The sequence below is a fragment of the Boseongicola sp. genome, from assembly GCA_014075275.1.
GTDB lineage: Bacteria > Pseudomonadota > Alphaproteobacteria > Rhodobacterales > Rhodobacteraceae.
This window is the reverse complement of sequence record CP046179.1, coordinates 405,768-427,716: the sequence shown is the minus strand read 5'-3', so window position 1 is coordinate 427,716 and position 21,949 is coordinate 405,768. Positions and strand designations below refer to the sequence as shown.

General features: G+C 57.7%; 24 protein-coding genes. 11 read left to right on the top strand and 13 right to left on the bottom strand.

From position 1 onward, the window contains the following. Positions 1-7 precede the first annotated feature (7 nt). A complete protein-coding gene (locus tag GKR98_02220) occupies positions 8-2,353 on the top strand; it encodes a hypothetical protein (GenBank protein ID QMU57121.1) in 2,346 nt (781 codons plus the stop codon). On the opposite strand, the gene GKR98_02215 is transcribed toward GKR98_02220, so the two are convergent. Together GKR98_02215 and GKR98_02210 are read right to left on the bottom strand one after the other, a co-directional pair. Continuing rightward, complete coding sequence (locus GKR98_02215) at positions 2,350-3,057, bottom strand: VCBS repeat-containing protein (GenBank protein ID QMU57120.1); 708 nt, start codon at positions 3,055-3,057, stop codon at positions 2,350-2,352. The two genes, GKR98_02220 and GKR98_02215, sit on opposite strands and share 4 nt — an antisense overlap. Beyond that, entirely contained in the window at positions 3,057-3,380 is a 324-nt protein-coding gene (locus GKR98_02210) for a 2Fe-2S iron-sulfur cluster binding domain-containing protein (protein ID QMU57119.1), read from the bottom strand. The genes GKR98_02215 and GKR98_02210 overlap by 1 nt, the downstream gene beginning before the upstream one ends. A gap of 118 nt (positions 3,381-3,498) precedes the next feature. On the opposite strand from GKR98_02210, the gene GKR98_02205 reads away from it, so the two are divergent. Continuing rightward, positions 3,499-3,864, top strand: coding sequence for a hypothetical protein (locus GKR98_02205; protein ID QMU57118.1), 366 nt, complete (start codon positions 3,499-3,501; stop codon positions 3,862-3,864). 13 nt (positions 3,865-3,877) lie between these two features. Here the strand turns inward: GKR98_02205 and GKR98_02200 are convergent, their stop codons facing one another. The 5 genes from GKR98_02200 to GKR98_02180 all read right to left on the bottom strand — a co-directional run bounded on the left by GKR98_02200 (position 3,878) and on the right by GKR98_02180 (position 8,371). Continuing rightward, the gene (locus tag GKR98_02200) at positions 3,878-4,135 is read right to left on the bottom strand and encodes a hypothetical protein (protein ID QMU57117.1); all 258 of its coding nucleotides are present in this window, start codon (positions 4,133-4,135) and stop codon (positions 3,878-3,880) included. Between the two features lie 140 nt (positions 4,136-4,275). Beyond that, positions 4,276-5,085, bottom strand: a complete 810-nt coding sequence (locus GKR98_02195) for an ABC transporter permease subunit (protein QMU57116.1) — start codon at positions 5,083-5,085, stop codon at positions 4,276-4,278. Further along, the gene (locus GKR98_02190; protein ID QMU57115.1) at positions 5,085-5,969 is read right to left on the bottom strand and encodes an ABC transporter permease subunit; all 885 of its coding nucleotides are present in this window, start codon (positions 5,967-5,969) and stop codon (positions 5,085-5,087) included. Before GKR98_02190 ends, GKR98_02195 begins: the two co-directional genes overlap by 1 nt. A gap of 112 nt (positions 5,970-6,081) precedes the next feature. Then, positions 6,082-7,224 carry a polyamine ABC transporter ATP-binding protein gene (potA, locus tag GKR98_02185; protein QMU57114.1) on the bottom strand — a complete coding sequence of 381 codons (1,143 nt, stop codon included), beginning with the start codon at positions 7,222-7,224 and terminating at the stop codon, positions 6,082-6,084. 61 nt (positions 7,225-7,285) lie between these two features. Further along, positions 7,286-8,371 carry an extracellular solute-binding protein gene (locus tag GKR98_02180; GenBank protein ID QMU57113.1) on the bottom strand — a complete coding sequence of 362 codons (1,086 nt, stop codon included), beginning with the start codon at positions 8,369-8,371 and terminating at the stop codon, positions 7,286-7,288. A gap of 122 nt (positions 8,372-8,493) precedes the next feature. Here GKR98_02180 and GKR98_02175 point away from each other — a divergent pair, with 122 nt between their 5' ends. Together GKR98_02175 and GKR98_02170 are read left to right on the top strand one after the other, a co-directional pair. Further along, positions 8,494-9,144: an FCD domain-containing protein gene (locus GKR98_02175; GenBank protein ID QMU57112.1), complete on the top strand. Its 651-nt coding sequence runs from the start codon at positions 8,494-8,496 to the stop codon at positions 9,142-9,144. 82 nt (positions 9,145-9,226) lie between these two features. Further along, a complete protein-coding gene (locus tag GKR98_02170; GenBank protein QMU57111.1) occupies positions 9,227-10,624 on the top strand; it encodes an aminotransferase class III-fold pyridoxal phosphate-dependent enzyme in 1,398 nt (465 codons plus the stop codon). A gap of 105 nt (positions 10,625-10,729) precedes the next feature. On the opposite strand, the gene cobU is transcribed toward GKR98_02170, so the two are convergent. Further along, positions 10,730-11,242, bottom strand: a complete 513-nt coding sequence (gene cobU, locus GKR98_02165) for a bifunctional adenosylcobinamide kinase/adenosylcobinamide-phosphate guanylyltransferase (protein QMU57110.1) — start codon at positions 11,240-11,242, stop codon at positions 10,730-10,732. 87 nt (positions 11,243-11,329) lie between these two features. Between cobU and cobD the strand changes: the two genes are divergently transcribed. Then, the gene (cobD, locus tag GKR98_02160) at positions 11,330-12,268 is read left to right on the top strand and encodes a cobalamin biosynthesis protein CobD (protein QMU57109.1); all 939 of its coding nucleotides are present in this window, start codon (positions 11,330-11,332) and stop codon (positions 12,266-12,268) included. 21 nt (positions 12,269-12,289) lie between these two features. Beyond that, a complete protein-coding gene (locus GKR98_02155; GenBank protein ID QMU57108.1) occupies positions 12,290-13,258 on the top strand; it encodes a threonine-phosphate decarboxylase in 969 nt (322 codons plus the stop codon). Here GKR98_02155 and GKR98_02150 read toward each other — a convergent pair. The 3 genes from GKR98_02150 to cobO are packed head-to-tail and all read right to left on the bottom strand — an operon-like array spanning position 13,255 to position 15,943. Next, a complete protein-coding gene (locus tag GKR98_02150; protein QMU57107.1) occupies positions 13,255-14,694 on the bottom strand; it encodes a cobyric acid synthase in 1,440 nt (479 codons plus the stop codon). The two genes, GKR98_02155 and GKR98_02150, sit on opposite strands and share 4 nt — an antisense overlap. Positions 14,695-14,705: 11 nt before the next feature. Then, positions 14,706-15,317, bottom strand: a complete 612-nt coding sequence (locus tag GKR98_02145; GenBank protein QMU57106.1) for an HAD family hydrolase — start codon at positions 15,315-15,317, stop codon at positions 14,706-14,708. A gap of 5 nt (positions 15,318-15,322) precedes the next feature. Next, positions 15,323-15,943, bottom strand: coding sequence for a cob(I)yrinic acid a,c-diamide adenosyltransferase (gene cobO / locus GKR98_02140; protein QMU57105.1), 621 nt, complete (start codon positions 15,941-15,943; stop codon positions 15,323-15,325). A 122-nt stretch (positions 15,944-16,065) separates the two neighbouring features. Between cobO and cobT the strand changes: the two genes are divergently transcribed. From cobT to GKR98_02120, 4 genes are read left to right on the top strand one after another with little or no spacing between them, the layout of a single operon-like run. Continuing rightward, positions 16,066-17,025 (top strand): nicotinate-nucleotide--dimethylbenzimidazole phosphoribosyltransferase, encoded by a 960-nt coding sequence (cobT, locus tag GKR98_02135; GenBank protein QMU59939.1) that lies wholly within the window; start codon positions 16,066-16,068, stop codon positions 17,023-17,025. Next, on the top strand, positions 16,944-17,774 hold the full coding sequence (gene cobS, locus GKR98_02130) for an adenosylcobinamide-GDP ribazoletransferase (protein QMU57104.1): 831 nt from the start codon (positions 16,944-16,946) through the stop codon (positions 17,772-17,774). Before cobT ends, cobS begins: the two co-directional genes overlap by 82 nt. Next, the gene (locus GKR98_02125) at positions 17,765-18,274 is read left to right on the top strand and encodes an alpha-ribazole phosphatase (GenBank protein QMU57103.1); all 510 of its coding nucleotides are present in this window, start codon (positions 17,765-17,767) and stop codon (positions 18,272-18,274) included. The genes cobS and GKR98_02125 overlap by 10 nt, the downstream gene beginning before the upstream one ends. 57 nt (positions 18,275-18,331) lie before the next feature. After that, positions 18,332-19,303: an NAD-dependent epimerase/dehydratase family protein gene (locus tag GKR98_02120; GenBank protein QMU57102.1), complete on the top strand. Its 972-nt coding sequence runs from the start codon at positions 18,332-18,334 to the stop codon at positions 19,301-19,303. Positions 19,304-19,323: 20 nt separating this feature from the next. Here the strand turns inward: GKR98_02120 and GKR98_02115 are convergent, their stop codons facing one another. Together GKR98_02115 and GKR98_02110 are read right to left on the bottom strand one after the other, a co-directional pair. Continuing rightward, positions 19,324-19,545 carry a hypothetical protein gene (locus GKR98_02115; GenBank protein QMU57101.1) on the bottom strand — a complete coding sequence of 74 codons (222 nt, stop codon included), beginning with the start codon at positions 19,543-19,545 and terminating at the stop codon, positions 19,324-19,326. A 25-nt stretch (positions 19,546-19,570) separates the two neighbouring features. Continuing rightward, complete coding sequence (locus GKR98_02110) at positions 19,571-20,590, bottom strand: substrate-binding domain-containing protein (GenBank protein QMU57100.1); 1,020 nt, start codon at positions 20,588-20,590, stop codon at positions 19,571-19,573. 88 nt (positions 20,591-20,678) lie between these two features. Here GKR98_02110 and GKR98_02105 point away from each other — a divergent pair, with 88 nt between their 5' ends. After that, positions 20,679-21,854, top strand: coding sequence for a phytanoyl-CoA dioxygenase (locus GKR98_02105; protein ID QMU57099.1), 1,176 nt, complete (start codon positions 20,679-20,681; stop codon positions 21,852-21,854). Positions 21,855-21,949 lie beyond the last annotated feature (95 nt).

The window sequence follows — 21,949 nt, the reverse complement described above, 5'->3', positions numbered from 1 at the left end:
GTCGCCCATGTCTGAGTATTGGGCCTTTGATTTGTCTATGAGTGCCGTGCGGCTTTTGCGCCGCCAGGACGGTGACTGGCAGGAAATAGCGATACAAAAAATCGAAGGTGCTGACATTGAGAAGCGCCTTCAAGACCTCGCAGACCTTATTCAACCACCAGTGCCAATAACGATTTTCCTGCCAAATGATCAGATATTATTCACTGAAGTTTCAATTGCTTCCGAGGGAAATGCGGCCGCCGAGATTCACGCTGCCATGGATGGTCGCACTCCCTATTCATTGGAAGAACTTCAGATTGACTGGGAACTCAGCGCTCAAGGCATCGCAAGCGTTGCCGCCATCGCTCGCGACACATTGAGCGAAGCCCAGCAATTCGCCGCCGGACGCGGATTGGAAGTTGTAGGTTACTCTTCCTTCGTAGACGAAAACCAATTCCCTCGTCTTCCGCTATTTAGCGAACCTCAATCTGCCGCATTTGCTGAAATCGCCCCCAAATCAATAACCGAGGACGAGACCCAACCCAAAGTCGAGACTACAGCACCTTCATTTGCAACGACCCGAACAGACCAGCCTTCCGAGACGGCAACTCCTGCGCCAAAATCCAATGATCCCGAGGGTCCCGTCGTCAAAGTTGACGACCCTATGCCGGTTATGCGCATTGAAAGTGCAGATTATCCGCCATTAGATCCCGGCACCCCGCTGCCGCGAGAAAACGCCACTCCACGAATTCGCACAGATATAGGGGTCGCAACCGCGCGGGCCCGTGTCGAAAGCCTAACCACACCATCGCCAATATCGATCAAGAAGCGTGATCGCGCTGTGCCAACCCCCGCGCTTGCGGCGGTTGCAGCCGCGCTTTCGATCGGCATCGCAGCTGTCATCTGGGCAATCCTGCCAACAGCCCCCGAAAATTCGTCTGCTCCGCAAGACAGTACGTCTGGTCAAACCGAGCAAGTGCTTCAAGAAAACCCATCTGGTGCCGAAACTGGAAGCACAACAGATGACACTGTTGCCAATGCCACCTCGGAAAGCTCGATCTTGTCGGACGTCTCGCCCGCCATACCAGAAATTACGGCGGAAATGGGTGCCGCCGCGCCAACCGTGGATGACCCTATTGTCTTTGGGGTTCCTGATGCGGCGTTGGATCGGCCTGTCCTGCCGTCGTTAGATACAGAAATTCTGACTTCTGGCCCTGAATCTGTTCCGACCCCAGGTCAACTTTTGGAACGCCGCCCACTGAACCTTGTCGGCATCGAAGAAAGTGGACCCAGCAGTCTTTCGCCTAATGGCTCGCCCTTGACTGAGACCTCCGACGGCATAACTTTCGCTGCTCTCAAAGACGATGTTGCGCTTCAGGGGGCGACGGCGGTCATCGGCTCGATAGCCGACCCGCCAGAATACCAACTGCCGCAATTGCTGGACGCAATTCCCACCTTTGCAACTGCAGTTTCCACATCAGACCTTGCAGTGCCTGACGTTGTTGCTCTTGAGATCCAGCTTGCCTCTTGGGACCCAAGTGTTCCCCGTCAACGCGAACCCGGGGTATTTCCGCGAAGCGTATTTCCTGATCCACAAAGCGGCACTATGGAAACTCCTCCTGAGGCTAATCAGCCAGAGGCCATCGTCGCAGTAGCACCCACAGCAGAGCAGGTTCAGACCGAACCAACGCCCCCTACAGCTGCAGGTCCACTTCCAACGCCGACTGAACTTGCGCTCTCCTTGACGAACATAGCACCGCGCGGGCGCCCGGAAGGCTTTGGTCTACAAGCCGAAGTCTCCAAGTTCGGTCGTCCCATCGTTGAACTCGCCAACATCCGTCCCGGCCAACGTCCAAGTTCAGCACAAATCGAAGCAATGCGCGCGCGCGCAGACACGGCTCCAACCGCACTTGCCGTCGCCACTTCGAGCAATCCAAAACTGCGTCCCGGAAACATTGAAATCATCGTCGCCACCGCGCGATCTGCACAAGCAGTTGCGCGACAAGAGCGTGCACTTGCCGCCGCAACGCCCGACACCACAGCAGCAATCGAAGCCGCGCTGGCCGAAGACACCGCCGCCGAAGAGGCTGCACCGGTGCCACGCGTGGCGACGCAACCATCTGCACCGACTTCGGTCAATGTAGCTCGTCAGGCCACTATTGATGACGCCATCAGGCTCAACAGACTCAACCTTGTTGGCGTGTTCGGAACGTCATCAGACAGACGCGCACTGGTTCGATTGCCATCGGGGCGCTACGTACGCGTCAAAGTCGGCGACAAAATAGACGGAGGAACTATCGCTCGTATCACGGCTGACCAACTAATTTACAATAAAGGCAATCGTAGTTTCGCCCTTGAAATGCCCAGCGGCTAATCCTGGCAGTTCAATGCGGAATTGAAACTCGCCCGATCTTTATGTTCGCCAAGATCGCTGGTTTGAAATCCAACACCATCAAAGGTGATCGCAAGAATGCGTCTCCAGGACGCGTCGGCAACGATCATTGCAGGACCCGCACCGCAGTCGCGAATACCACCTGCAATATCGCGCTCGCCGATCCTGTGATTGGTCACACCCGGATATTCACCAACAAGCACTAGCGTTTCAGGTTCAAATCTGAAGATGCGCAACGTCTTTGCAAGGTGTGGGCGATCCACGAATGCCAGTTCAACGCTTCCATCTCCATCCAGGTCTGCGGCGGCCAATCCAACCGGGGCCAACCAACGGCTCGAGCGGCCAATGAATTCATTTGATGCAACTAGTCCCTCAGGCCCGTAGATTGCTAATCGGGCACCCAGCTCCATATCACTTTCGACGACGATAACTTCTCTCTGTCCATCGCCATCAACGTCAAACAATCTTGGCTCGGTATCCTCAAAAACACGTCGCTCGGGAAGGTCTACGCGAAAACGACGCCCGCCTGCAGTTTCCATCACAAGACTATCGTGTTCGATGGCGTCGCCGAGAACTCCGTGGGCATAACGTGTCGTCGGGGCTGCATACTCTGCAGACACGACATCTTCAGCTATTGCCGGACTTGCAACAAAGAATAGCAGGCCTATGGCGATGGAAAATCGCATCAAATTTGGCGTTCCGGCATCTGGACAATCAGACCATCAAGGTCGTCCGACACTTTCAATTGGCACGTCAAACGCGAACGATCTGCGTCGGGCTCATAGGCAAAATCCAACATGTCTTCTTCCATCGCATCGCGTTCAGGCAATTTTGCAACCCAGTCAGGATGGACATAGACATGGCATGTCGAACAGGCACATGCGCCTCCACAATCTGCTTCAATGCCAGGAATACCGTTGTCACGTGCGCCCTCCATAACCGTTAGGCCACTTGGGACATCCACAACATGCTCTTTGCCGCCATGCTCAATATAGGTGATCTTCGCCATGATCGTTCCTTGTTAGATTCGTCGCGGAACTACCTAGCCTTCTCCATCGGATCCTTCCAGCCCCAGCTGGTAAGATCTTTGTTTGCGAAGATGTCAATTTTGTTCTATATTTGTTCTTATGCTTACCACCAGTTCCTGCTCTGATCTCCAGTCTTGGCATCGCCCCCCTGCATGCCTGCCCCATGACCAGCTTGACCGGCCACCCAACGGTGCCCGCATTGCTGTTGCCGGACTGGTTCTTGTGCGCCAGCGCCCGGGAACAGCAAAAGGCGTGATCTTCATCACTCTGGAGGACGAAACAGGCATCTCAAATGTGATTGTCTGGCGCAAACTCTACGAGAAATATCGCCGCGCGGTCATCGCCGGGCGTGCCCTAAAGGTGACTGGTCGTATTCAACGTGAAAGCGGAGTGACTCACATCATTGCCGAAGTGGTTGAAGATATCTCACCCATGCTTGACGCATTGATCAAACCGCAAACTTAGCCCGCACTGTGACCTATTCATCCGATGCCGCGGCTTTGCCATCCATATCATACAAATACAGCGTTACCGGCGCTCCCGCTTGCTCGGCCCACTGAACGGCTTCGCGCACAGAAATTCCCGACCGCTCAGCATAGTCAATGTCGATACTCTGGCCCGCCTCAACCTGGTCGGAATCGGAAGCCTCGTTATCTTTTAACGCACTTTCCATAACTGCAAGAACCGAACTCCACCGATAGGTCCGCTCCCGTAAATCAACAACATTAACCAGCATTAAAACATGCCTCCTCGGACGCCAAAAACGACCTCGCCTTCACTCCGAATTGTCCCCAAAGAAAAGGAAGGTCAAAAACATTAAAAAAATCAAGTAAATTTCCTGAATATCATAAGTATAGTATCGTCAAATGCGCGCTATCAACCCGCCGCCGCCTCATCCGCTAATCGCCGCGCAATCTGACGCTTCGACATGATCGAGGCCGTCAAAACCCCGACGGTCACAATGGCAATGATAATCGTCGACAACGCATTAATCTCGGGCGAAACGCCCAAGCGAACGGATGAAAATATCTTGATCGGCAATGTCGTCGAAGACGGCCCCGCCGTGAACGACGCAATCACCAGATCATCCAACGACAGCGTAAACGCCAGCAACCACCCCGAGATCACCGCAGGCGCGATGATCGGCAATGTCACCAGCCGGAACGCTTCAAACGGCGAAGCCCCAAGGTCCAGCGCGGCTTCCTCAAGCGAGTCATCAAAGCTCACCAAGCGCGACGACACCACCACCGACACATAGCACATCGCAAAGGTCGTATGCGCCAGCACGATCGTCAGCACACCCCTGTCCAACCCGATCGCAATGAACAGCAACAACAGCGACAGCCCGGTGATCACCTCGGGCATTACAAGCGGCGCATAGATCATTCCCGAAAACAACGTCCGCCCGAAAAATCGCCCCCGCCGCACCATCACATAGGCCGCCATTGTGCCCAACACGGTCGCAATTGAGGACGAGAAAAACGCCACCTTCAAAGTTACCCAGGCCGCATCAATCATCGCCTCGTTGCGCAGCAATTCCCCATACCACTTGGTCGAGAACCCCGCCCAAACCGTCACCAGCTTCGACTCGTTGAAACTAAAGAAAATCAGGATCACCATCGGGATATACAGTAACGCAAATCCCAATGTCAGCGACACAATATTGAACGGGGTCAGCCGGTTCATCAGTCAGCCTCCCGGTTCTGTTGCTGGTTCCGCTGGAACAGAATGATCGGCACGATCAACAGCAGCAGCAGGATGATCGCCACTGCCGAAGCCACCGGCCAATCCCGGTTCGAGAAGAATTCCTCCCACAAGACCTTACCGATCATCAACGTGTCCGACCCACCCAGCAATGACGGGATCACAAACTCGCCCAGGGCCGGGATGAAGACCAGAAAACACCCGGCAATTATGCCTGGCCGCGCCAGCCTGACCGTCACCAGCCAGAAGGCTTCTGTGCGCGAACACCCCAAGTCTTCCGCCGCCTCCAACAACGATCCGTCCATCTTTTCCAACGTCGAATAGATCGGCAGGATCATGAACGGCAGATAGGTGTAAACAATGCCGATATAGACCGCGACATTCGTCCCCAAAATTTGCAGCGGCTCATTGATGATCCCCGACCACAGTAGGAATTGATTCAAAAACCCTTCCGTCGACAGGATGCCGATCCACGCATAAACCCGGATCAGAAAACTGGTCCAGAACGGCAGAATGACCATCAACAGCAAGGCTGGCCGCCATTCCTCCGGCGCACGCGCCATACCGTAAGCGATTGGAAATCCAACTAAAAGCGTAAAGAATGTCGACAGAACCGCAATCTTCAACGACGACAGATAGGCTTTCCAATACAGGTCATCCGTTGTCAGAAAGATGTAGTTCTCGAAATCCAGCCGACTAAAGAAATCCGTGACCGCGGCCCATCCGCCCGACAAATCCAGCTTCGGCTCATAAGGCGGGATCGACAGCGCAATATCACTCAGTGATATTTTCAGAACGATCCCGAACGGCACCAAAAACAGCACCAAGAGCCAAACATAGGGAATGCCAACCAACAGTCGCTTCATGACGTCCAGACCCGAACAATTTGACTAAAATTGCCCTTCTTCTGATCTAAAATACTCCGGGGTGTGGGGCAGCGCCCCACAAGAATTCCGCTATGCCCGTCGCCACCCACCATCAATCCGCCAGCACCATTCCAGCCGTATCACTCCACGACAGCCAGACCTCATCTTCCCAGGTGAAATCCCGCCTCTCTATCCGGCTGCGGTTCCCAACTTCGCATTTCACAACTGGCCCCTCGGGCAGTTCAACGTGATAGGTCGACAGGTTCCCCAAATATCCAATGTCCAGGATCTTACCCTGCACCTTGTTATTCCGGTCCTGCGGTTCTTCCGCCGATATGGCTATCTTTTCGGGGCGAATGGCAAATGTCGCTGTCCCGCCAACACTCAGGTCCGCTGCCCCCTGCCCGACCAAAGGCGCGCGCCCCTCAGCCCAATCCAGCGCAACACTTCCTTCATTCGTGCGAACCGATCCCTTAATAAGATTCACATCCCCAATGAAATCGGCCACATAAACCGAGTTCGGCTGTTCATAAATCCGCTCGGGTGTCTCCACCTGAATAAGCTGACCGTGGTCCATCACCGCCACCCGGCTCGCCACTGTCATCGCCTCTTCCTGATCGTGGGTCACAATCACAAAGGTCGTGCCCAGCGTCTCCTGAATATCCATCAACTCAAACTGCGTTTCCTGTCGCAGCTTCTTGTCCAACGCGCCCAGTGGCTCATCCAACAGCAACAATTTCGGCGCCTTCGCCAAAGACCGCGCCAAAGCAACCCGCTGTCGCTGACCGCCAGAAATCTGGTGCGGTTTGCGCTTGGCGAACTTACCCAGTTGCACCAGCTTCAACATCTCTTCCACGCGGTCGCCAACCTGATCCGCCGGCAGTTTGTCACGCCGCAATCCAAAGGCAATGTTGTCCCAGACACTTAAATGCGGGAACAAAGCGTAGGACTGGAACATCATGTTCACAGCCCGCTTGTTCGGCGGAACCGAGGCCATATCCACCCCGTCGATACTGATTGCACCCTCTGTCGGGGTCTCAAACCCCGCCAGCATCCGCATCAACGTCGTCTTGCCGCACCCTGACGGCCCCAACAAAGCAAAAAACTCGCGAGGATAAATGTGCAAGGCTATGTTGTCGATCGCTGTGAATGCGCCAAACCGCTTTGTCACACTATCGATGCGTATAAGGGGAACAGCATTAGGATCCTCCCAGGCCGCAACATCACCGGTTTGTGCAGCTGATGTTTCTGCCATGAGAGTCCCCCGTCAAAAAAAACGCCCGGGGACAATTGCACCCGGGCGCGTCAGCCTGATCTTAAGTGCCAGACTTTATCTTCGTCCAGAGCCGCGTGATCGTCCGCTGAGTACGCGCATCATACGGATTCACGGTATAAAGTGTCTCCAGCGTCGCTTCATCCGGGTAGATCGCAGTATCACCGATTACGTCTTCCAGCAGAAATTCCTGGCTCGCCAGGTTTCCGTTGGCAAAATAAACATAGTTCGACGCATCCGCCATGTTCTGCGCATCCATGATGAAGTTCAGAAACTTATGCGCTGCTTCGGCATTCGGCGCGTCCGTAGGGACCGCCATCATGTCAAACCACATCAGCGCGCCTTCAACCGGGGCGTTATACGCGATTTCAACTCCATTGTCGGCCTCCCAGGCCCGATCGCGCGCCTGCAAAACGTCCCCAGACCAGCCGATCGCAACACAGATATCACCGTTGGCCAGTGCATTTATGTATTCCGATGAATGGAATTTCTTCACATAAGGACGGACAGCTTCCAGAACCTTGCCAGCCTGCTCAATCTCAGCCTTGTCTCGCGTGTTCGGGTCAAGACCCAGATATGTCAAAGCGGCCGGAATGATCTCGGTCGGCGCATCAAGGAAGTAAACGCCGCAACTTGCCAGCTTTTCCATATGCGCCGGATTGAACACAAGATCCAAAGAGCCGATTGGCGCATCATCGCCAAGAACTGCGGCGACTTTTCCGGTGTTTACCGCAACCCCTGTCGTGCCCCACATATAGTTGATCGCATATTGCGCACCCGGATCATAAAGGTCCGTCCGCTCTTTAATAACCTCCCACATGTTGCCCGAATTCGGCAATTTCGAGTAATCCAGCTTTTGGAATGCACCAGCCGTGATCTGGCGCTGAAGAAAGTCTGCAGTCGGCACAACAACGTCATACCCCGACCCACCGGCCAACATCTTCGTTTCCAGAACCTCGTTCGAATCAAAAACGTCATAGATCAACTCGATCCCGGTCTCGTCTTCAAACTTTGTCAGCAGCTCCTCGTCGATATAGTCTGACCAGTTGTAAACACGGACTTCTTCGGCCCATGCGCTGGTCGCCAAAAGCGTGGCGACCGCAGACGCCGTCACTAATTTCATGGTCATTTTCGTCTCCCCAATGGTATTTCATCGCACATTTGATCAAATTCTACGCACAAAACAAGTAAATTCGTGATAGGACACCTGAAACCGGTCTCAAATCCGTGTCGAATGTGGGAACAAATGCAATGAACAAAGTCGCCGCCAAACTTCCAGAGCACCAAACGATCTACCACCAGATCCGCGACATGATCTTGTTCGGTCGGCTGGTGCCAGGGCAAGCCGTAACGATCCAGGGGCTTGTGGAAATGATCGGCGGCGGGATGACTCCGGTGCGTGAGGCTATCCGGCGCCTGACAGCAGAAGGTGCTTTGGAATCTGGCGGTAATCGCCGCGTGAACGTGCCTGTCATGACCCGCGAAGTACTTGAGGAAATTGGGTTCGCACGTCTATCTATCGAGCCGCGACTGGCAGAACTTGCCGCCCGACGTATGACAGACGACTGTCTGCGCGAACTCGCGGAACTGGACGCTCAAGTCGATGCCGCAATCGAAAATGGCAGTATCGAAAGCTATCTTGAGTTCAATTATCGCTTTCATTTCCGTCTTTACGAGCAGGCAGATGCAGAGGTTTTGGCCAAAATTGCAAAGTCTTTATGGCTTCAAGTGGGTCCAAGTTTGCGAATCGTCTGCGGTCGGTTCGGCACGTCAAATCTGCCGGACAAACACACCGAAGCCCTGATTGCCCTTCGTGAAGGGCAAGTCGAAAGAGCCGCACATGCAATATCTGATGATATTAGACAGGGCATTGGACAGGTTCGGCTAACATTAAATGACTAGGCGTCCAGCGCAACGATTGACCTAACCAATAATTTGATCATATTTTGTGGCAAACGTCCCGCACCCTGAGGAGCGCTGCGCCATGACCATGATCACCAACCATATGCCCACGGCAGAACTACAGGCGCTGGATGTCGCACACCATGTGCACCCCTTCACGGCTCAGGATGATCTGAAGCAAAATGGCGCGCGCGTCATGGTGCGCGGCGACGGAGCATGGCTAACCGATTCCGAAGGCGAGCGGGTGCTGGACGCCATGGCGGGTCTCTGGTGCGTGAACATCGGCTATGGCCGCAATGAACTGGCCGAGGTTGCAGCCCGCCAGATGCGCGAATTGCCCTACTACAACACCTTCTTCAAAACGACCCACACGCCGGTCATTGCGCTTTCGGCCAAACTGGCCGAACTGGCCCCCGGCGACCTGAACCACGTCTTTTACGCCAGCGGCGGCTCCGAAGCGAACGACACGAACATTCGCCTCGTCCGTCAATATTGGGCGTTAAAAGGCCAGTCAAACAAGAAGATCATCATCAGCCGCAAGAACGCTTACCACGGCTCGTCCGTTGGCAGCGGATCATTGGGCGGGATGGCGGCCATGCACGCCCAAGGCGGCCTGCCGATCCCGGACATTCACCACATCGGTCAGCCAAATTGGTGGGCTGAAGGCGGGGATATGTCACCTGCGGACTTCGGCCTCGCCCGCGCACGCGAGTTGGAAACGGCAATTGCCGAACTTGGTGTCGACAATGTCGCCGCTTTCATCGCCGAACCCATTCAGGGCGCTGGCGGTGTGATTGTTCCACCCGAGACATACTGGCCGGAACTGAAACGTATCTGCAACGCACATGATATCTTGCTGATCGCCGACGAAGTAATCTGCGGTTTTGGTCGCACCGGCGCATGGTTTGGCAGCGAAGTCATCGGCATCCAACCCGACATCATGACCATCGCCAAGGGCCTTTCGTCTGGCTACCAGCCCATCGGCGGGTCGATCCTGTCGGACGAGATTGCCTCTGTTCTCGGCTCGGACGAATTCAACCACGGATACACCTATTCCGGCCATCCAGTGGCCGCGGCTGTCGCCTTGGAAAACTTGCGGATTATCGAAGAAGAAGGTCTCGTAGACCACGTCCGCGACACCGCCGCGCCCTACCTCAAGGGAAAATGGGAATCACTCGCAGATCATCCATTGGTGGGCGAAGCGAAGATCGTCGGAATGATGGGCTCCATCGCACTGACGCCCGACAGTGCCAGCCGCGCGACATTTGCCGGCGGTCCCGGAACCGCCGGTTTGGTCTGCCGCGGCCATTGCTTCGACAACAATCTGATCATGCGCCATGTTGGCGACCGCATGATAATTTCGCCGCCGCTGATCCTGTCCACTGAAGAGATCGACACGTTGATCGAACGCGCTTGGAAATCGCTGGATCAAACCCACGCGCAATTGCAGGCCGAAGGCAAAATGGTGGCGGCAAACTAACGGAGACCGACGCGGTCTCCGCCCCATTCCCGACGCGGGAATGATCGCAGAATCAAACGGAAACTCCGTTGAGTTTCCGCACCGATCTCCGCGTCGGAGATCGGTTCACCCTTTAATCCTCAAAGGCTGCCCTGCAACGACCAAAACAACCTCGTCGGCAATCGCCCCAACCGCCTGATTAACCGTTCCCGCAGCATCCTGAAACGCTCGCGACAGCGCGTTCGCAGGCACAATCCCTGATCCGACTTCATTGGTCACCAATACAACAGGTGCCGCTTGGCCCTTCAAAACCTCCACAAGACCCTCCAGCGCAGCTTCCCAATCGCCCCCATCCGCCAGCATCTCATTGGTCAACCACAACGTCAGGCAATCCACCAATCGCGCCCCGGCCCCATCTGTTCGCTGCAAAGCCCCCGCCAAATCGCGGGGTTCTTCAACCGTCGACCACTCCGGTCCCCGGCGCGCAATATGCGCCGCGATCCGGCCCTCCATCTCACCGTCGCGCGCTTCAGCGGTCGCAATGTAAACCGGCGGCCCTGCCAGATCGCGCATCCGGGCCTCGGCCCAGACAGACTTGCCCGAGCGCGCACCACCCGTCACCAATATGATGCGTCCCATAATATGGCTCCGTTTCTTGCCACCTCACGTTGCATAGCGCTGCCAGGAATGTCATTCAATTGAAAGCTAACCGCAAAGGGACATGGGATGACGTCGCTTGCAATGCTCATAGCTTTGGCAATCGAAGGCGCCTTTGGCTGGCCAGATCGACTGTTTCGCCTAGTTGGCCATCCTGTCACATGGATTGGCCGCCTTATTTCTTGGATGGAACTGCGCTTTAATCTTAGCGAAGAGCAACCTTCAGATCATATCTTCTGGGGCCGAGTAACTGTTTTCATCACACTTCTCGTCGTGTTGGTGCCAACAATCGGGCTCACCTTTGTATTGCCCGGCGGCATTATCGGAGCGGTTCTGACCGGTATTCTCGCCGCACCTCTCGTTGCCCCTCGCAGCATGCACGACCACGTCGCCAACGTCGCCCGTCCCCTGAACCGGGATGATATAGAAGAAGCCCGCTCTGAAGTCGCAAAGATCGTCGGACGGGACCCGTCAAGCCTTGATGAACACGCGATCGCCCGCGCCGTCATCGAAAGCCTCGCGGAAAACACATCCGACGGCATCGTCGCCCCGGTTTTTTGGGGTGTCCTTCTCGGCCTGCCCGGCATCGCCGCCTACAAAGCCATCAACACATTGGACAGCATGATCGGCCACAAAAGCGACCGTTATCTGCATTTCGGCCGCGCCGCTGCCCGCCTCGACGACGTCGTGAACTGGATACCCGCCCGCCTGACCGCCCTGATTTTTTCCCTAGCGTCTGGCCACCCGGTGAAATCCCTGAAAACTGTCGTGGGCGACGCCCACCATCACCGTTCGCCCAACGCAGGCTGGCCCGAGGCGGCGATGGCTGGTGGCCTTAATATCCGCCTTTCGGGCCCCCGCGCCTACGAAACCGGTCCCACCGACGACGCATATGTCAACGAAACCGCCCCCGATCCAACTGGCAAAGACATCACCCGCGCCCTCGCCCTTTACCTCAAAAGTCTGGCAGGCCTCGCCGCCCTCCTGCTCCTTCTTGTCATCTTCTGAAAGACCAGCGAAGAAGCTGACATGAGCACACGCGATCACGGCGGCGATCTGGCCCGCGCGATAAACACATACGGCGGCACAGCCAACGACTGGATTGACCTCTCAACCGGCATCAATCGGCGCGCCTATCCCGTGCCCATGCTCAGCGACGCCGCTTGGCGCAGCCTTCCCGACAAAGACGCCACCGCAAATCTGCTGCAAGCCGCCCGCACCGCGTATCGCACCACCTGGCCCATGACCCAGATGGCCGGCGCACAAGCCGCGATCCAGCTTCTGCCACGCCTCGCCACCCCCGGCGAAGCCCGCATCCTGTCGCCGACATATAACGAGTTCCAAGCCGCCCTAAACGACGCCAACTGGACCGTTACCCGGGTCACATCCGAAACCGACCTGCCCGGCGCCGACGTGGCCATCGTGGTCAACCCCAACAATCCCACCGGCCACCACATCCATCCCGAAGCCCTGCATAAACTGGCCCAAAAGGTCGGCATCCTCATCGTCGATGAAAGTTTCGGCGACGCCACCCCCGACCTCTCGCTCCTTCCCGGCACCATGCCGGAAAACGTCGTGGTCCTGCGGTCTTTCGGCAAGTTCTTCGGGCTGGCAGGCGCGCGTCTCGGCTTTGTCGCCGGGCCGCAAAACATGATCGACCAAATCCAATCCGGCGCAGGCCCATGGCCCGCCTCTGGCCCTGCGATCGAGATCGGCACGAAAGCCCTCAATGACCTGAATTGGCAAGATAATATGCGCACCCAACTTGCCGAAGACGCATCTCGCATGGACAGCATTGCAATCAAAGCAGCATGGATTCCAGTTGGTGGAACTCATCTATTTCGAACATACGATACAGGAGCGGCTGCTGCATGCCAGGAGATGCTAGCCAATTCTCGTATCTGGAGTCGGATTTTTCCATATTCGAATAGCTGGATGAGGTTGGGATTCCCCGGCTCAGAAGAAGAGTGGGAACGCTTCGAAGACGCAGCCTATTAAACCTCACCCGCCACGGCGAACAGCGCATCCAGATCCATATGCGTCTCCAAATGCGCCGCCAATTCGTCCAGAATCCGGTCCACTTCGGCCCCATAAGACACATTCGCCGCCGCAACTCCGCGCGCCGTTAACCAAGCCGCGCGAAACGCATCATCCGTAAACAACCCGTGCAGATAGGTCCCGGCAATACGACCATCAGACGACACCGCCCCGTCCGCCTGATCCCCGATCATCGCATAGGGTCGCGCACAATCCGCACCCGCTGTCTGCCCGATATGGATCTCATAGCCATTAAGGCCCAAACCAGTCGCAACATGGCTTGCCCGCACCCGCGTTAATGCCTTCGCAGGCGTCATCACCGTCTGGGTGTCCAACAGCCCCAAACCTTCGGTCTCGCCCGCCGCACCGTCCAAACCATCAGGATCCACGATCTTGCGACCAAGCATCTGATACCCGCCGCAAATTCCCAAAACCTGACCGCCACGGCGCACATGGGCCGCCAGATCAACGTCCCAACCCTGCGCCCGCAGAAACGCCAGATCGCCAATGGTCGACTTCGTTCCTGGCAAGATCACCAGATCCGCATCACGTGGCAAAACCTGCCCCGGGCGCACCATCGTCAACCGCACATTCGGCTCCGCCATCAACGGGTCAAAGTCATCAAAGTTCGCAATCCGGCTCAGCATTGGAACAACGACGTGAAATTCGCCCGATGCCGCCCCCGAGCCTAGATCCACCGCATCTTCAGCAGGCAACTTCGAAACATCGCGAAACCAAGGGATCACCCCGAAACCGGTCCACCCGGTGCGCGTCTCGATCTCGGCATATCCATCGTCAAACAACCGGGGATCGCCGCGAAACTTGTTAATCGCAAAGCCCGCAATCTGTGCGGCATCACCGGCCTCGAGAACCGCCTGCGTCCCCACGATCTGCGCAATCACTCCGCCACGGTCAATGTCCCCCAACAGAACAACCGGCACACCCGCCGCCCGCGCAAACCCCATGTTGGCAATGTCGCTTTCCCGTAAGTTGATCTCGGCCGGACTACCCGCGCCCTCAACCAAAACCAGATCGGCATCCTCTCCAACCCGTTGAAAACTCTCAAGAACAACCGTCATCAATCCCGGCTTCGCCGCCTTATAATCACCCGCCTTCATGGCCCCAGTCGCACGCCCCTGAACCACCACCTGACTGCCGGTATCGGTTTCTGGTTTCAGCAAAACAGGGTTCATATGCACCGTCAGGGCGGCGCGACACGCCAACGCCTGCAACGCCTGCGCCCGACCGATCTCGCCACCATCTTCGGTCACCGCAGCATTGTTCGACATGTTCTGCGGCTTGAAAGGGCGCACCTTCAATCCCCGGTTCGCCGCCGCACGGCATAACCCCGCCACGATCACCGATTTCCCGACGTTCGAGCCTGTGCCCTGTATCATCAACGCCCGCGTCACCCCGCCAACCCCAGATACTCCGGCAAGCAGCTCCGGGTCTCATCGTTGAACAGAAACCCACGCCAACCCCGCGCAACCGCCGCTTCGACATTCGCGTCCGTGTCATCGACCAGCAGTATCTCAGTCGCGGGCACTCCTGCCCAGACTTCGACCACCTCAAAGAACCCGTCTGCGGGCTTTGCAACCTTCATCCGCCCCGAGGCAAAGACACAGCGAACATGCGCCATGAATTCCGGCACAGCCTCAATCGCCCGCACGCGCCGGTCTTCGTTGTTGGTTCCAATCACATGACGCGCCCGATGCGCCCGCAAAAGGTCCAGCACAGGCACATCAGGATACAGGTCATTCTGAAACCAAAACGCCAAAAACGCCTCAGCCGTCACATCGGTATCCTGATCCGCCAGCCACTCGGCCACGAACTCCCGAATATCAACCTGTCCGGTTATCGCCTGTTTCATCCTGTGCGAACGGAACAGAAATTCGTCAAACGCCTCGCAATCCAGGCCCAGCTCCGCGTCCATCCGGTCGCTCCAGATGAACTGACCCCCGACGATATTGCGGTTCAAAACCCCGTCGAAATCCCAGACAATGATCGCAGGCTGACCCATGGGCCTTAAAACTCGACCCCGGCCTGCGCCTTCACACCTTGGGTGCGGAACGGATGTTTCACATCCTGAATGTCCGTCACCATATCTGCCACATCAATCAATGGCTCTTTGGCATTCCGTCCCGTCAGTATCACATGGGTCATCGGCGGTTTCTCGTTCACCAGAAAATCCGCCACATCCTCGACGTCGATGTAATCATAGCGCATCGCGATGTTGATCTCGTCCAACAGCACCATCTTGTTGTTCTCATCCCGGATCAGATCTTTCGCCTTCTCCCATGCCGCCTGCGCCATCTCAATATCGCGTTCGCGATCCTGCGTTTCCCAGGTGAACCCCTCGCCCATCACATAAATCGGGCATTCGTCCGCGAACTTATCCTTGATCAGCTCACATTCCGCAGATTTCCACGCGCCCTTGATGAACTGCACCACCGCACACGGCATCCCATGCCCAATCGCGCGGAAAATCATCCCGAATCCCGAACTGGATTTGCCTTTCCCCTTGCCGGTCAGAACGATGATCAACCCCTTCTCGGTGGTCTTGTTCTCCATCATCCGGTCGCGCGCAGCCTTGATCTTCTGCATTCGGTCTTTGTGGCGGGTGTTGATGTCGTTTTCGTCGGTCATGTTGGCGTCCCGGGATTGAGGCTTTTGCGTTCTATTCGTAAACATAGCCCAGCCATCCACAGGGATTCCAAGCCGTGAACGACCAAACGACATTCGCAACCGATCTTCAACGCAAGATCGACATGAAAACGAAACCTTTGGGCGCGCTTGGCCGGATCGAAGCATTGGCCAGCCAAATCGCCACGATCAAGGGCAACCTGAACCCGAAGATGGAAACCTGCCAACTGACGATTTTCGCGGGCGACCATGGCATCGCTGCCGAAGGCGTTTCCGCCTTCCCGCAAGAGGTCACGCGTCAGATGGTGCTGAACTTCGTCGCAGGCGGCGCGGCTGCCAACGTCTTCGCGAATTCCACCGGAGCATCCTTGCGCGTCGTCGACGCCGGTGTCGCGGGCGATCCCTTCGACATTCCCGGCCTGATCGACCAGCGCGTCGCCCCCGGCACAGCCAGCTTCCTGACCCGCCCGGCCATGACCAACGAGCAGCGCGACGAGGCCCTCGCCAAAGGCCGCGCGCTTGGCGCTGATGGCAACTGGGACGCGGTGGCATTCGGTGAAATGGGCATCGCCAATACCTCTTCCGCCACCCTCCTGGCCCATAAAATCACCGGCACGGATATCGACACGCTGACGGGGCGCGGCACCGGACTTGATGACGCGGGCCTCACCGCCAAAGCCGCCACCCTGACCCGCGCAGCCCAACGCACTGGCGATCTATCCGCCGCTGACGCCCTCGCCGAATACGGCGGGTTCGAGATCGCCATGATGGCAGGCGCCATGATGGGTGCCACCGCCGCTGGCCGCTGCGTCATCGTCGATGGTTTCATCGCCACCTCAGCCGCCCTCGTCGCCGCGCATATCGAACCCGCATCCCGTAACGCCATGATTTTCGCCCATAAATCCCAGGAACAGGGCCACCAGACCATGCTCGCCGCCCTAAAGGCCGACCCGCTTCTGGACCTGTCCCTACGCCTCGGCGAAGGCACCGGGGCGCTCCTGGCATGGCCCCTTCTGCAAGCCGCCGCGCGCATGCTGACCGACATGGCCAGCTTCGAAGACGCAGGCGTCACAGGCCCAGCGTGAATGATACCCGCACAGAACTGATCCTCGCCGCAGGGTTCCTGACCCGGCTGCACTTCCCGCCCGTTGAATATACCGACGCCACCATGGCCCGCGCCACCCGCTGGTATTCCGCAATCGGTCTGGCCATTGGCATTGCTCTGGCAATCATCCTCTTCGCGCTGTCCACCATCCTGCCCCAGGCCATCGCTGTCCTACTGACAGTGGCCGCCGGAATGGTCCTGACCGGAGCACTCCATGAAGATGGCCTCGCCGACCTCGCCGATGGCCTCGGCGGCAGCCAATCACGCGGACGCGCGCTTGAGATCATGCGCGACAGCCGCATCGGCAGCTATGGCGCGCTCGCCTTGGGCATGACACTCACCATCAAAATCGCAGCCCTTGCCCTTCTGCCCCTGCCCGCCGCCATCGCCACCCTGATCGCGGGTCACGCCCTTGGGCGCGGGGCCATGGTCTGGCTCATGCGCAACCTGCCCTATGCCCGCACCGAAGGCGCCGCATCCTTCATGGACGATACCCCACGCGGCACTGACGGCATCTTGTGGGCCTTTGCCGCCATCGCCCTGCTTCCGCTGTGGATCACCGTAAGTTTTTCGGCAGCGGCCTATGCACTTTTGTGCACTGCCATCCTTTTCTACCTAATCTCGCGCCGCCTGATGTCCCGCTTAAACGGCTATACTGGTGACAGTCTCGGCGCAGCCGAACAACTGACCGAGGTTTTGATCCCACTCTTGATCCTTGCATGGCTCTGATCTTCCTGCGCCACACCGAACCCACGGGCGCAAGTGGTCTGTGCTATGGCCGCACGGACCTACCGCTCATTGACACCTATCACGCCGATTTCACTCATCTTGCCAACACCTTACCTCCCATCGAACGTATCGTCAGCAGCCCTCTGTCGCGCTGCCACTTATTAGCGGCATCCATCGCAAACACCCGAAACATCCCGCTTACGACAAACCCCGATCTCATCGAAATGGACTTCGGCAAGTGGGAGGGTGTCCCCTGGAACGACCTTCCCCGCCATGAACTTGACCAATGGGCAGATGATTTTAACAACGCCCGCCCCCACGGCGGCGAAAGCGTTGCCCAACTGGCAACCCGCGTGCGTCGCGCGCTGGATAATACAACCGCTGAGCCAACCCTGTGGGTCAGTCACATGGGCGTCTACCGCGCCGCAGCGTGGCATCTGGGCCACGATGATCCCTGGAACGCCAAACTCGACTTCGGCACCTTTCGGGAACTGGCCTAGCCCAAGCCTCAAGACCTGGCTACCCTCACGGCAAAGCTACAACGAAGGGACCATCCATTGGCATCGACACTGATCATTGGCGGCGGCGGCATGGTCGGCCAGAAATTCGCCAGCAGCCTTGCTGAAACACCGCTTTACGATGCCAGCGATACCGTCACACTCTTCGATCTCGCCTTCCCCCCCAAAGGCGCGTCTGCGACAACGCGCGTCACCGGCAACGTTACCGACAAAGACGCGATTCAATCCCTGATCGCCCAACGCCCCGACACCATTTTCCACCTCGCGTCCATCGTCTCGGGCCAGGCCGAGACCGATTTCGACCTCGGCTGGACAATCAACGGCACAGCTTTCTGGAATTTCCTGGAAACCATCCGCGCCGAACACACCGCCAGCGGCGGCGCTTGGCGACCCCGCGTAGTTTTCACTTCGTCCATCGCCGTCTTCGGCGCGCCCTACCCCGACAAGATCGATGACGAATTCCTCTCGGCCCCGCAAACGTCCTACGGCGCTCAAAAAGCCATCTCGGAACTCATGCTGTCGGATTTCTCGCGCAAGGGCTTCCTCGACGGCCTCTCGATCCGCCTGCCAACCATCTGTGTGCGCCCGGGCAAACCAAACCTCGCGGCGTCGTCCTTCTTTTCCGGCATCATCCGCGAGCCCCTGAATGGCGTCGAGGCGATCCTGCCGGTGCCAACGGACGTGCGCCACTGGCATGCCTCTCCCCGCTCAGCCGCCGGGTTCCTGCGTCACGCGGGCACTATCGACCTTTCCCAACTCGGCACCCGCCGCGCCCTGAACCTGCCCGGCGTCAGCTGTACTGTCGAAGAACAGATAGAAGCCCTGCGCGACATTTCCGGCAACGAGGTTGTCAAATTGATCAAACCCCAGCCCGACGCTGCCATCATGGAAATCGTCAAAGGCTGGCCCCGCAATTTCACCCCGGAACGCGCCATCTCCCTCGGCTTCAAAGCCGATGCGGACTTCCACGCGATCATCAACACTTACATCGAAGAGGACAGCGATCTCTGACGCAGAGATCGCCCGGAACCTTACAAAGGTTCCAGTGCACGCTTTCCCCCACGACCCCACGCTAACTTCTTCCCGAAATTCGCGTCGAATTTCACATTGGAGATCGCGTCGATCTCCACGCCATTTCCAAGCGTCAGTGCCCGCACCGACGCGATACCGACGTAATACCGACACTCCAAAATCAGCGATTTCCGCTTGTTTTTAAGGGCACTCGCCATGTTGTCGTGCAGGAACGCGGACATCACCGCGCGCTCCCAAAAGACTTTGTTAATCTACCAAACCCTCAGGCGTCACAACTTCAAACCGGGACGGCACAAAGCGCACCTCGTCCGACAGCATACGATGATAATGCAGGACCGCCTGACAGACCGTCCGCGCGTCCTGGCGCAGATCATGGTGAATGACAAAAGTTAATTGTCGCGCAGCCAACAATGCCCGGTTCGCCCGATCCAGGTCATGCGCTGCAAACACCCGACACTCCCGCCGCGCCTCTCGAAAGGCCTGCAAAACAGCGCGGTTTCCACCCCCAACCGAATAGACCGCGCCGATCCCCGGATGCGCCTCCAAGGCTGCCGCCACCAACTCCTTGGTGTCCCTCTCAAGGCCCATCCCCTCTGAGACCTGAAGAATGCCAATCTTTGGAAACCGCTCCGCCATCGCTTCGCGAAATCCCGTAACCCGTTCATCTTCACCGGAAAACTGCGCACTCGACATCGTCGTCATGACCTCGCATGGCCGCCCTACCAACATGTGCCCCATCAGCCAGGCCGCCGCCGCCCCGGCCGCTCGGTTATCTATCCCGACATAGGCCGCCCGCGCATCTTCCGGCAGATCCGTCACGAAAGTCAGCACCGGTATCCCCGCCGCCATCAACCCCCGCGCCATCTCTGCAATGCCATCGCGCAACGGAGCTTTCAAAACCACACCATGGCTCCCCCGTCGCCGGATCGCCTTAAGAATGCTTAAGAACTCCGCGTCCCCCAGCGTCTGCCCCACATGAAACCGCGCCGTCACACTGGCAGGCCGCAGCGCCGGCAGTTCCGCCTCAAACGCCGCCCGCACTGCATCCGAAAACCGCCGCGGCGCTTCCATCACCACATCAATCGATACCCGCCGCCCGGCCAATCCCACTGCCCCATACTGCCGCTCCAACTCCCCAATTGCCGCCGCCACCCGCGCCCGCGTCACCGCCCGCACCCCGGCCCGCCCATGCAACGCCCGGTCCACCGTCGCCAGACTCACCCCCGCCTGGAACGCGATCTCTTTCATAGGAAACTGATCAACCATACTTCATTCTGAGGTGTTTCTGAGGTCTTTTCCATCCCAAACCACCGCAATCCTCCCTATTCTGACTTCAACAACAAAGGGCCAACTCATGAACGCACCAACCAAATCCCTCAGCCAACAAGTCTGGCTCGACGCGACGTCAGGCGATTTCGATGCCTTCAAACGCGATATGGACCGCACCACAGACATCGCCAATCTGCCTAATGCTGCCGAAGTTCAGCAAAACATCCCAATCTACGACGGTGAAACCGTCCGCAACGCCGCCAAAACGCTGGCTAACAAACTCGCCCTCATGGCCGAATGGAACCAGATCTTCGACAAAGGCGCTGGCGTCATCGCGATCAAAAACGCCATGCCCGACCTCGTGTTCGTCGATCAGGCGACCGAGGTCTTCAACCAACTCATCGAAGCTGAACGCGCAACCGGCGCAGGCGGCGGCGATCACTTCGCCAAACCCGGCGCAAACGACCGTGTCTGGAATGCCGCGCAGAAACACTGCCTCGCCAACCCGGAAAACTTCGCCGCCTATTTCGCCTCAGACGCCATCGCCATGGCCAGCCGCGCATGGCTCGGGCGCGGCTATCAGGTCACCGCACAAGTCAACCGCGTAAACCCCGGCGGGGCCGCCCAAACTCCGCACCGAGATTACCACCTCGGCTTCATGACGCCCGATCAATTGGCCACCTACCCTGTTCAGGCGCACATCACATCGCCTTCGCTCACGCTTCAAGGCGCCGTCGCCCATTGCGACATGCCGCTGGAAAGTGGCCCGACGATGCTCTTGCCCTATTCGCAAAGTTTCCGCGATGGCTATGTCGCCTTCGGTCGCCCGGAGTTCCAACAATACTTCGCCGAAAACCACGCCCAGCTTGCGCTTGAAAAAGGCGATGCAGTCTTCTTCAACCCGGCTCTCATGCATGGCGCCGGCAACAATGTCTCAACCGACATCTACCGCATGGCCAACCTCCTTCAGATCGGCTCCGCCTTCGGGCGCTCCATCGAAACCGTTAACCGCACTGCCATGGCCAAAGCGCTCTACCCGGTCCTGCAAAACACCGCGCTGAGCGCAGGCGAAATCGCAAACGTCATCGCCGCCAGCGCCGAAGGCTACGCCTTCCCCACCAACCTCGACCGCGACCCGCCCGTCGGCGGGCTGATCCCAAAATCCCAGGCCGAACGCATGGAAGCTGCAATAGACGACAACATGCCTGTCAATGAGTTCAACGAAATGCTCGACGCATACGACACAGCGCGTAGCACCTGACTGAAGGCGCACCAAGCTCCTTCATCTTACCTAAAACACGCAAAAGGGCCGCCGGGTTTACCCGGCGGCCCCCCCCCCCCTCGACCCCGAAGGGC

Bases quoted from the DNA above. Each gene is read 5' to 3' on its own strand.
- GKR98_02220 (QMU57121.1), top strand. From the start codon at position 8: ATGTCTGAGTATTGGGCCTTTGATTTGTCTATGAGTGCCGTGCGGCTT.
- GKR98_02215 (QMU57120.1), bottom strand. From the start codon at position 3,057: ATGCGATTTTCCATCGCCATAGGCCTGCTATTCTTTGTTGCAAGTCCG.
- GKR98_02210 (QMU57119.1), bottom strand. From the start codon at position 3,380: ATGGCGAAGATCACCTATATTGAGCATGGCGGCAAAGAGCATGTTGTG.
- GKR98_02205 (QMU57118.1), top strand. From the start codon at position 3,499: ATGCTTACCACCAGTTCCTGCTCTGATCTCCAGTCTTGGCATCGCCCC.
- GKR98_02200 (QMU57117.1), bottom strand. From the start codon at position 4,135: ATGCTGGTTAATGTTGTTGATTTACGGGAGCGGACCTATCGGTGGAGT.
- GKR98_02195 (QMU57116.1), bottom strand. From the start codon at position 5,085: ATGAACCGGCTGACCCCGTTCAATATTGTGTCGCTGACATTGGGATTT.
- GKR98_02190 (QMU57115.1), bottom strand. From the start codon at position 5,969: ATGAAGCGACTGTTGGTTGGCATTCCCTATGTTTGGCTCTTGGTGCTG.
- potA (QMU57114.1), bottom strand. From the start codon at position 7,224: ATGGCAGAAACATCAGCTGCACAAACCGGTGATGTTGCGGCCTGGGAG.
- GKR98_02180 (QMU57113.1), bottom strand. From the start codon at position 8,371: ATGACCATGAAATTAGTGACGGCGTCTGCGGTCGCCACGCTTTTGGCG.
- GKR98_02175 (QMU57112.1), top strand. From the start codon at position 8,494: ATGAACAAAGTCGCCGCCAAACTTCCAGAGCACCAAACGATCTACCAC.
- GKR98_02170 (QMU57111.1), top strand. From the start codon at position 9,227: ATGACCATGATCACCAACCATATGCCCACGGCAGAACTACAGGCGCTG.
- cobU (QMU57110.1), bottom strand. From the start codon at position 11,242: ATGGGACGCATCATATTGGTGACGGGTGGTGCGCGCTCGGGCAAGTCT.
- cobD (QMU57109.1), top strand. From the start codon at position 11,330: ATGACGTCGCTTGCAATGCTCATAGCTTTGGCAATCGAAGGCGCCTTT.
- GKR98_02155 (QMU57108.1), top strand. From the start codon at position 12,290: ATGAGCACACGCGATCACGGCGGCGATCTGGCCCGCGCGATAAACACA.
- GKR98_02150 (QMU57107.1), bottom strand. From the start codon at position 14,694: ATGATACAGGGCACAGGCTCGAACGTCGGGAAATCGGTGATCGTGGCG.
- GKR98_02145 (QMU57106.1), bottom strand. From the start codon at position 15,317: ATGGGTCAGCCTGCGATCATTGTCTGGGATTTCGACGGGGTTTTGAAC.
- cobO (QMU57105.1), bottom strand. From the start codon at position 15,943: ATGACCGACGAAAACGACATCAACACCCGCCACAAAGACCGAATGCAG.
- cobT (QMU59939.1), top strand. From the start codon at position 16,066: ATGAAAACGAAACCTTTGGGCGCGCTTGGCCGGATCGAAGCATTGGCC.
- cobS (QMU57104.1), top strand. From the start codon at position 16,944: ATGGCCCCTTCTGCAAGCCGCCGCGCGCATGCTGACCGACATGGCCAG.
- GKR98_02125 (QMU57103.1), top strand. From the start codon at position 17,765: ATGGCTCTGATCTTCCTGCGCCACACCGAACCCACGGGCGCAAGTGGT.
- GKR98_02115 (QMU57101.1), bottom strand. From the start codon at position 19,545: ATGTCCGCGTTCCTGCACGACAACATGGCGAGTGCCCTTAAAAACAAG.
- GKR98_02110 (QMU57100.1), bottom strand. From the start codon at position 20,590: ATGGTTGATCAGTTTCCTATGAAAGAGATCGCGTTCCAGGCGGGGGTG.
- GKR98_02105 (QMU57099.1), top strand. From the start codon at position 20,679: ATGAACGCACCAACCAAATCCCTCAGCCAACAAGTCTGGCTCGACGCG.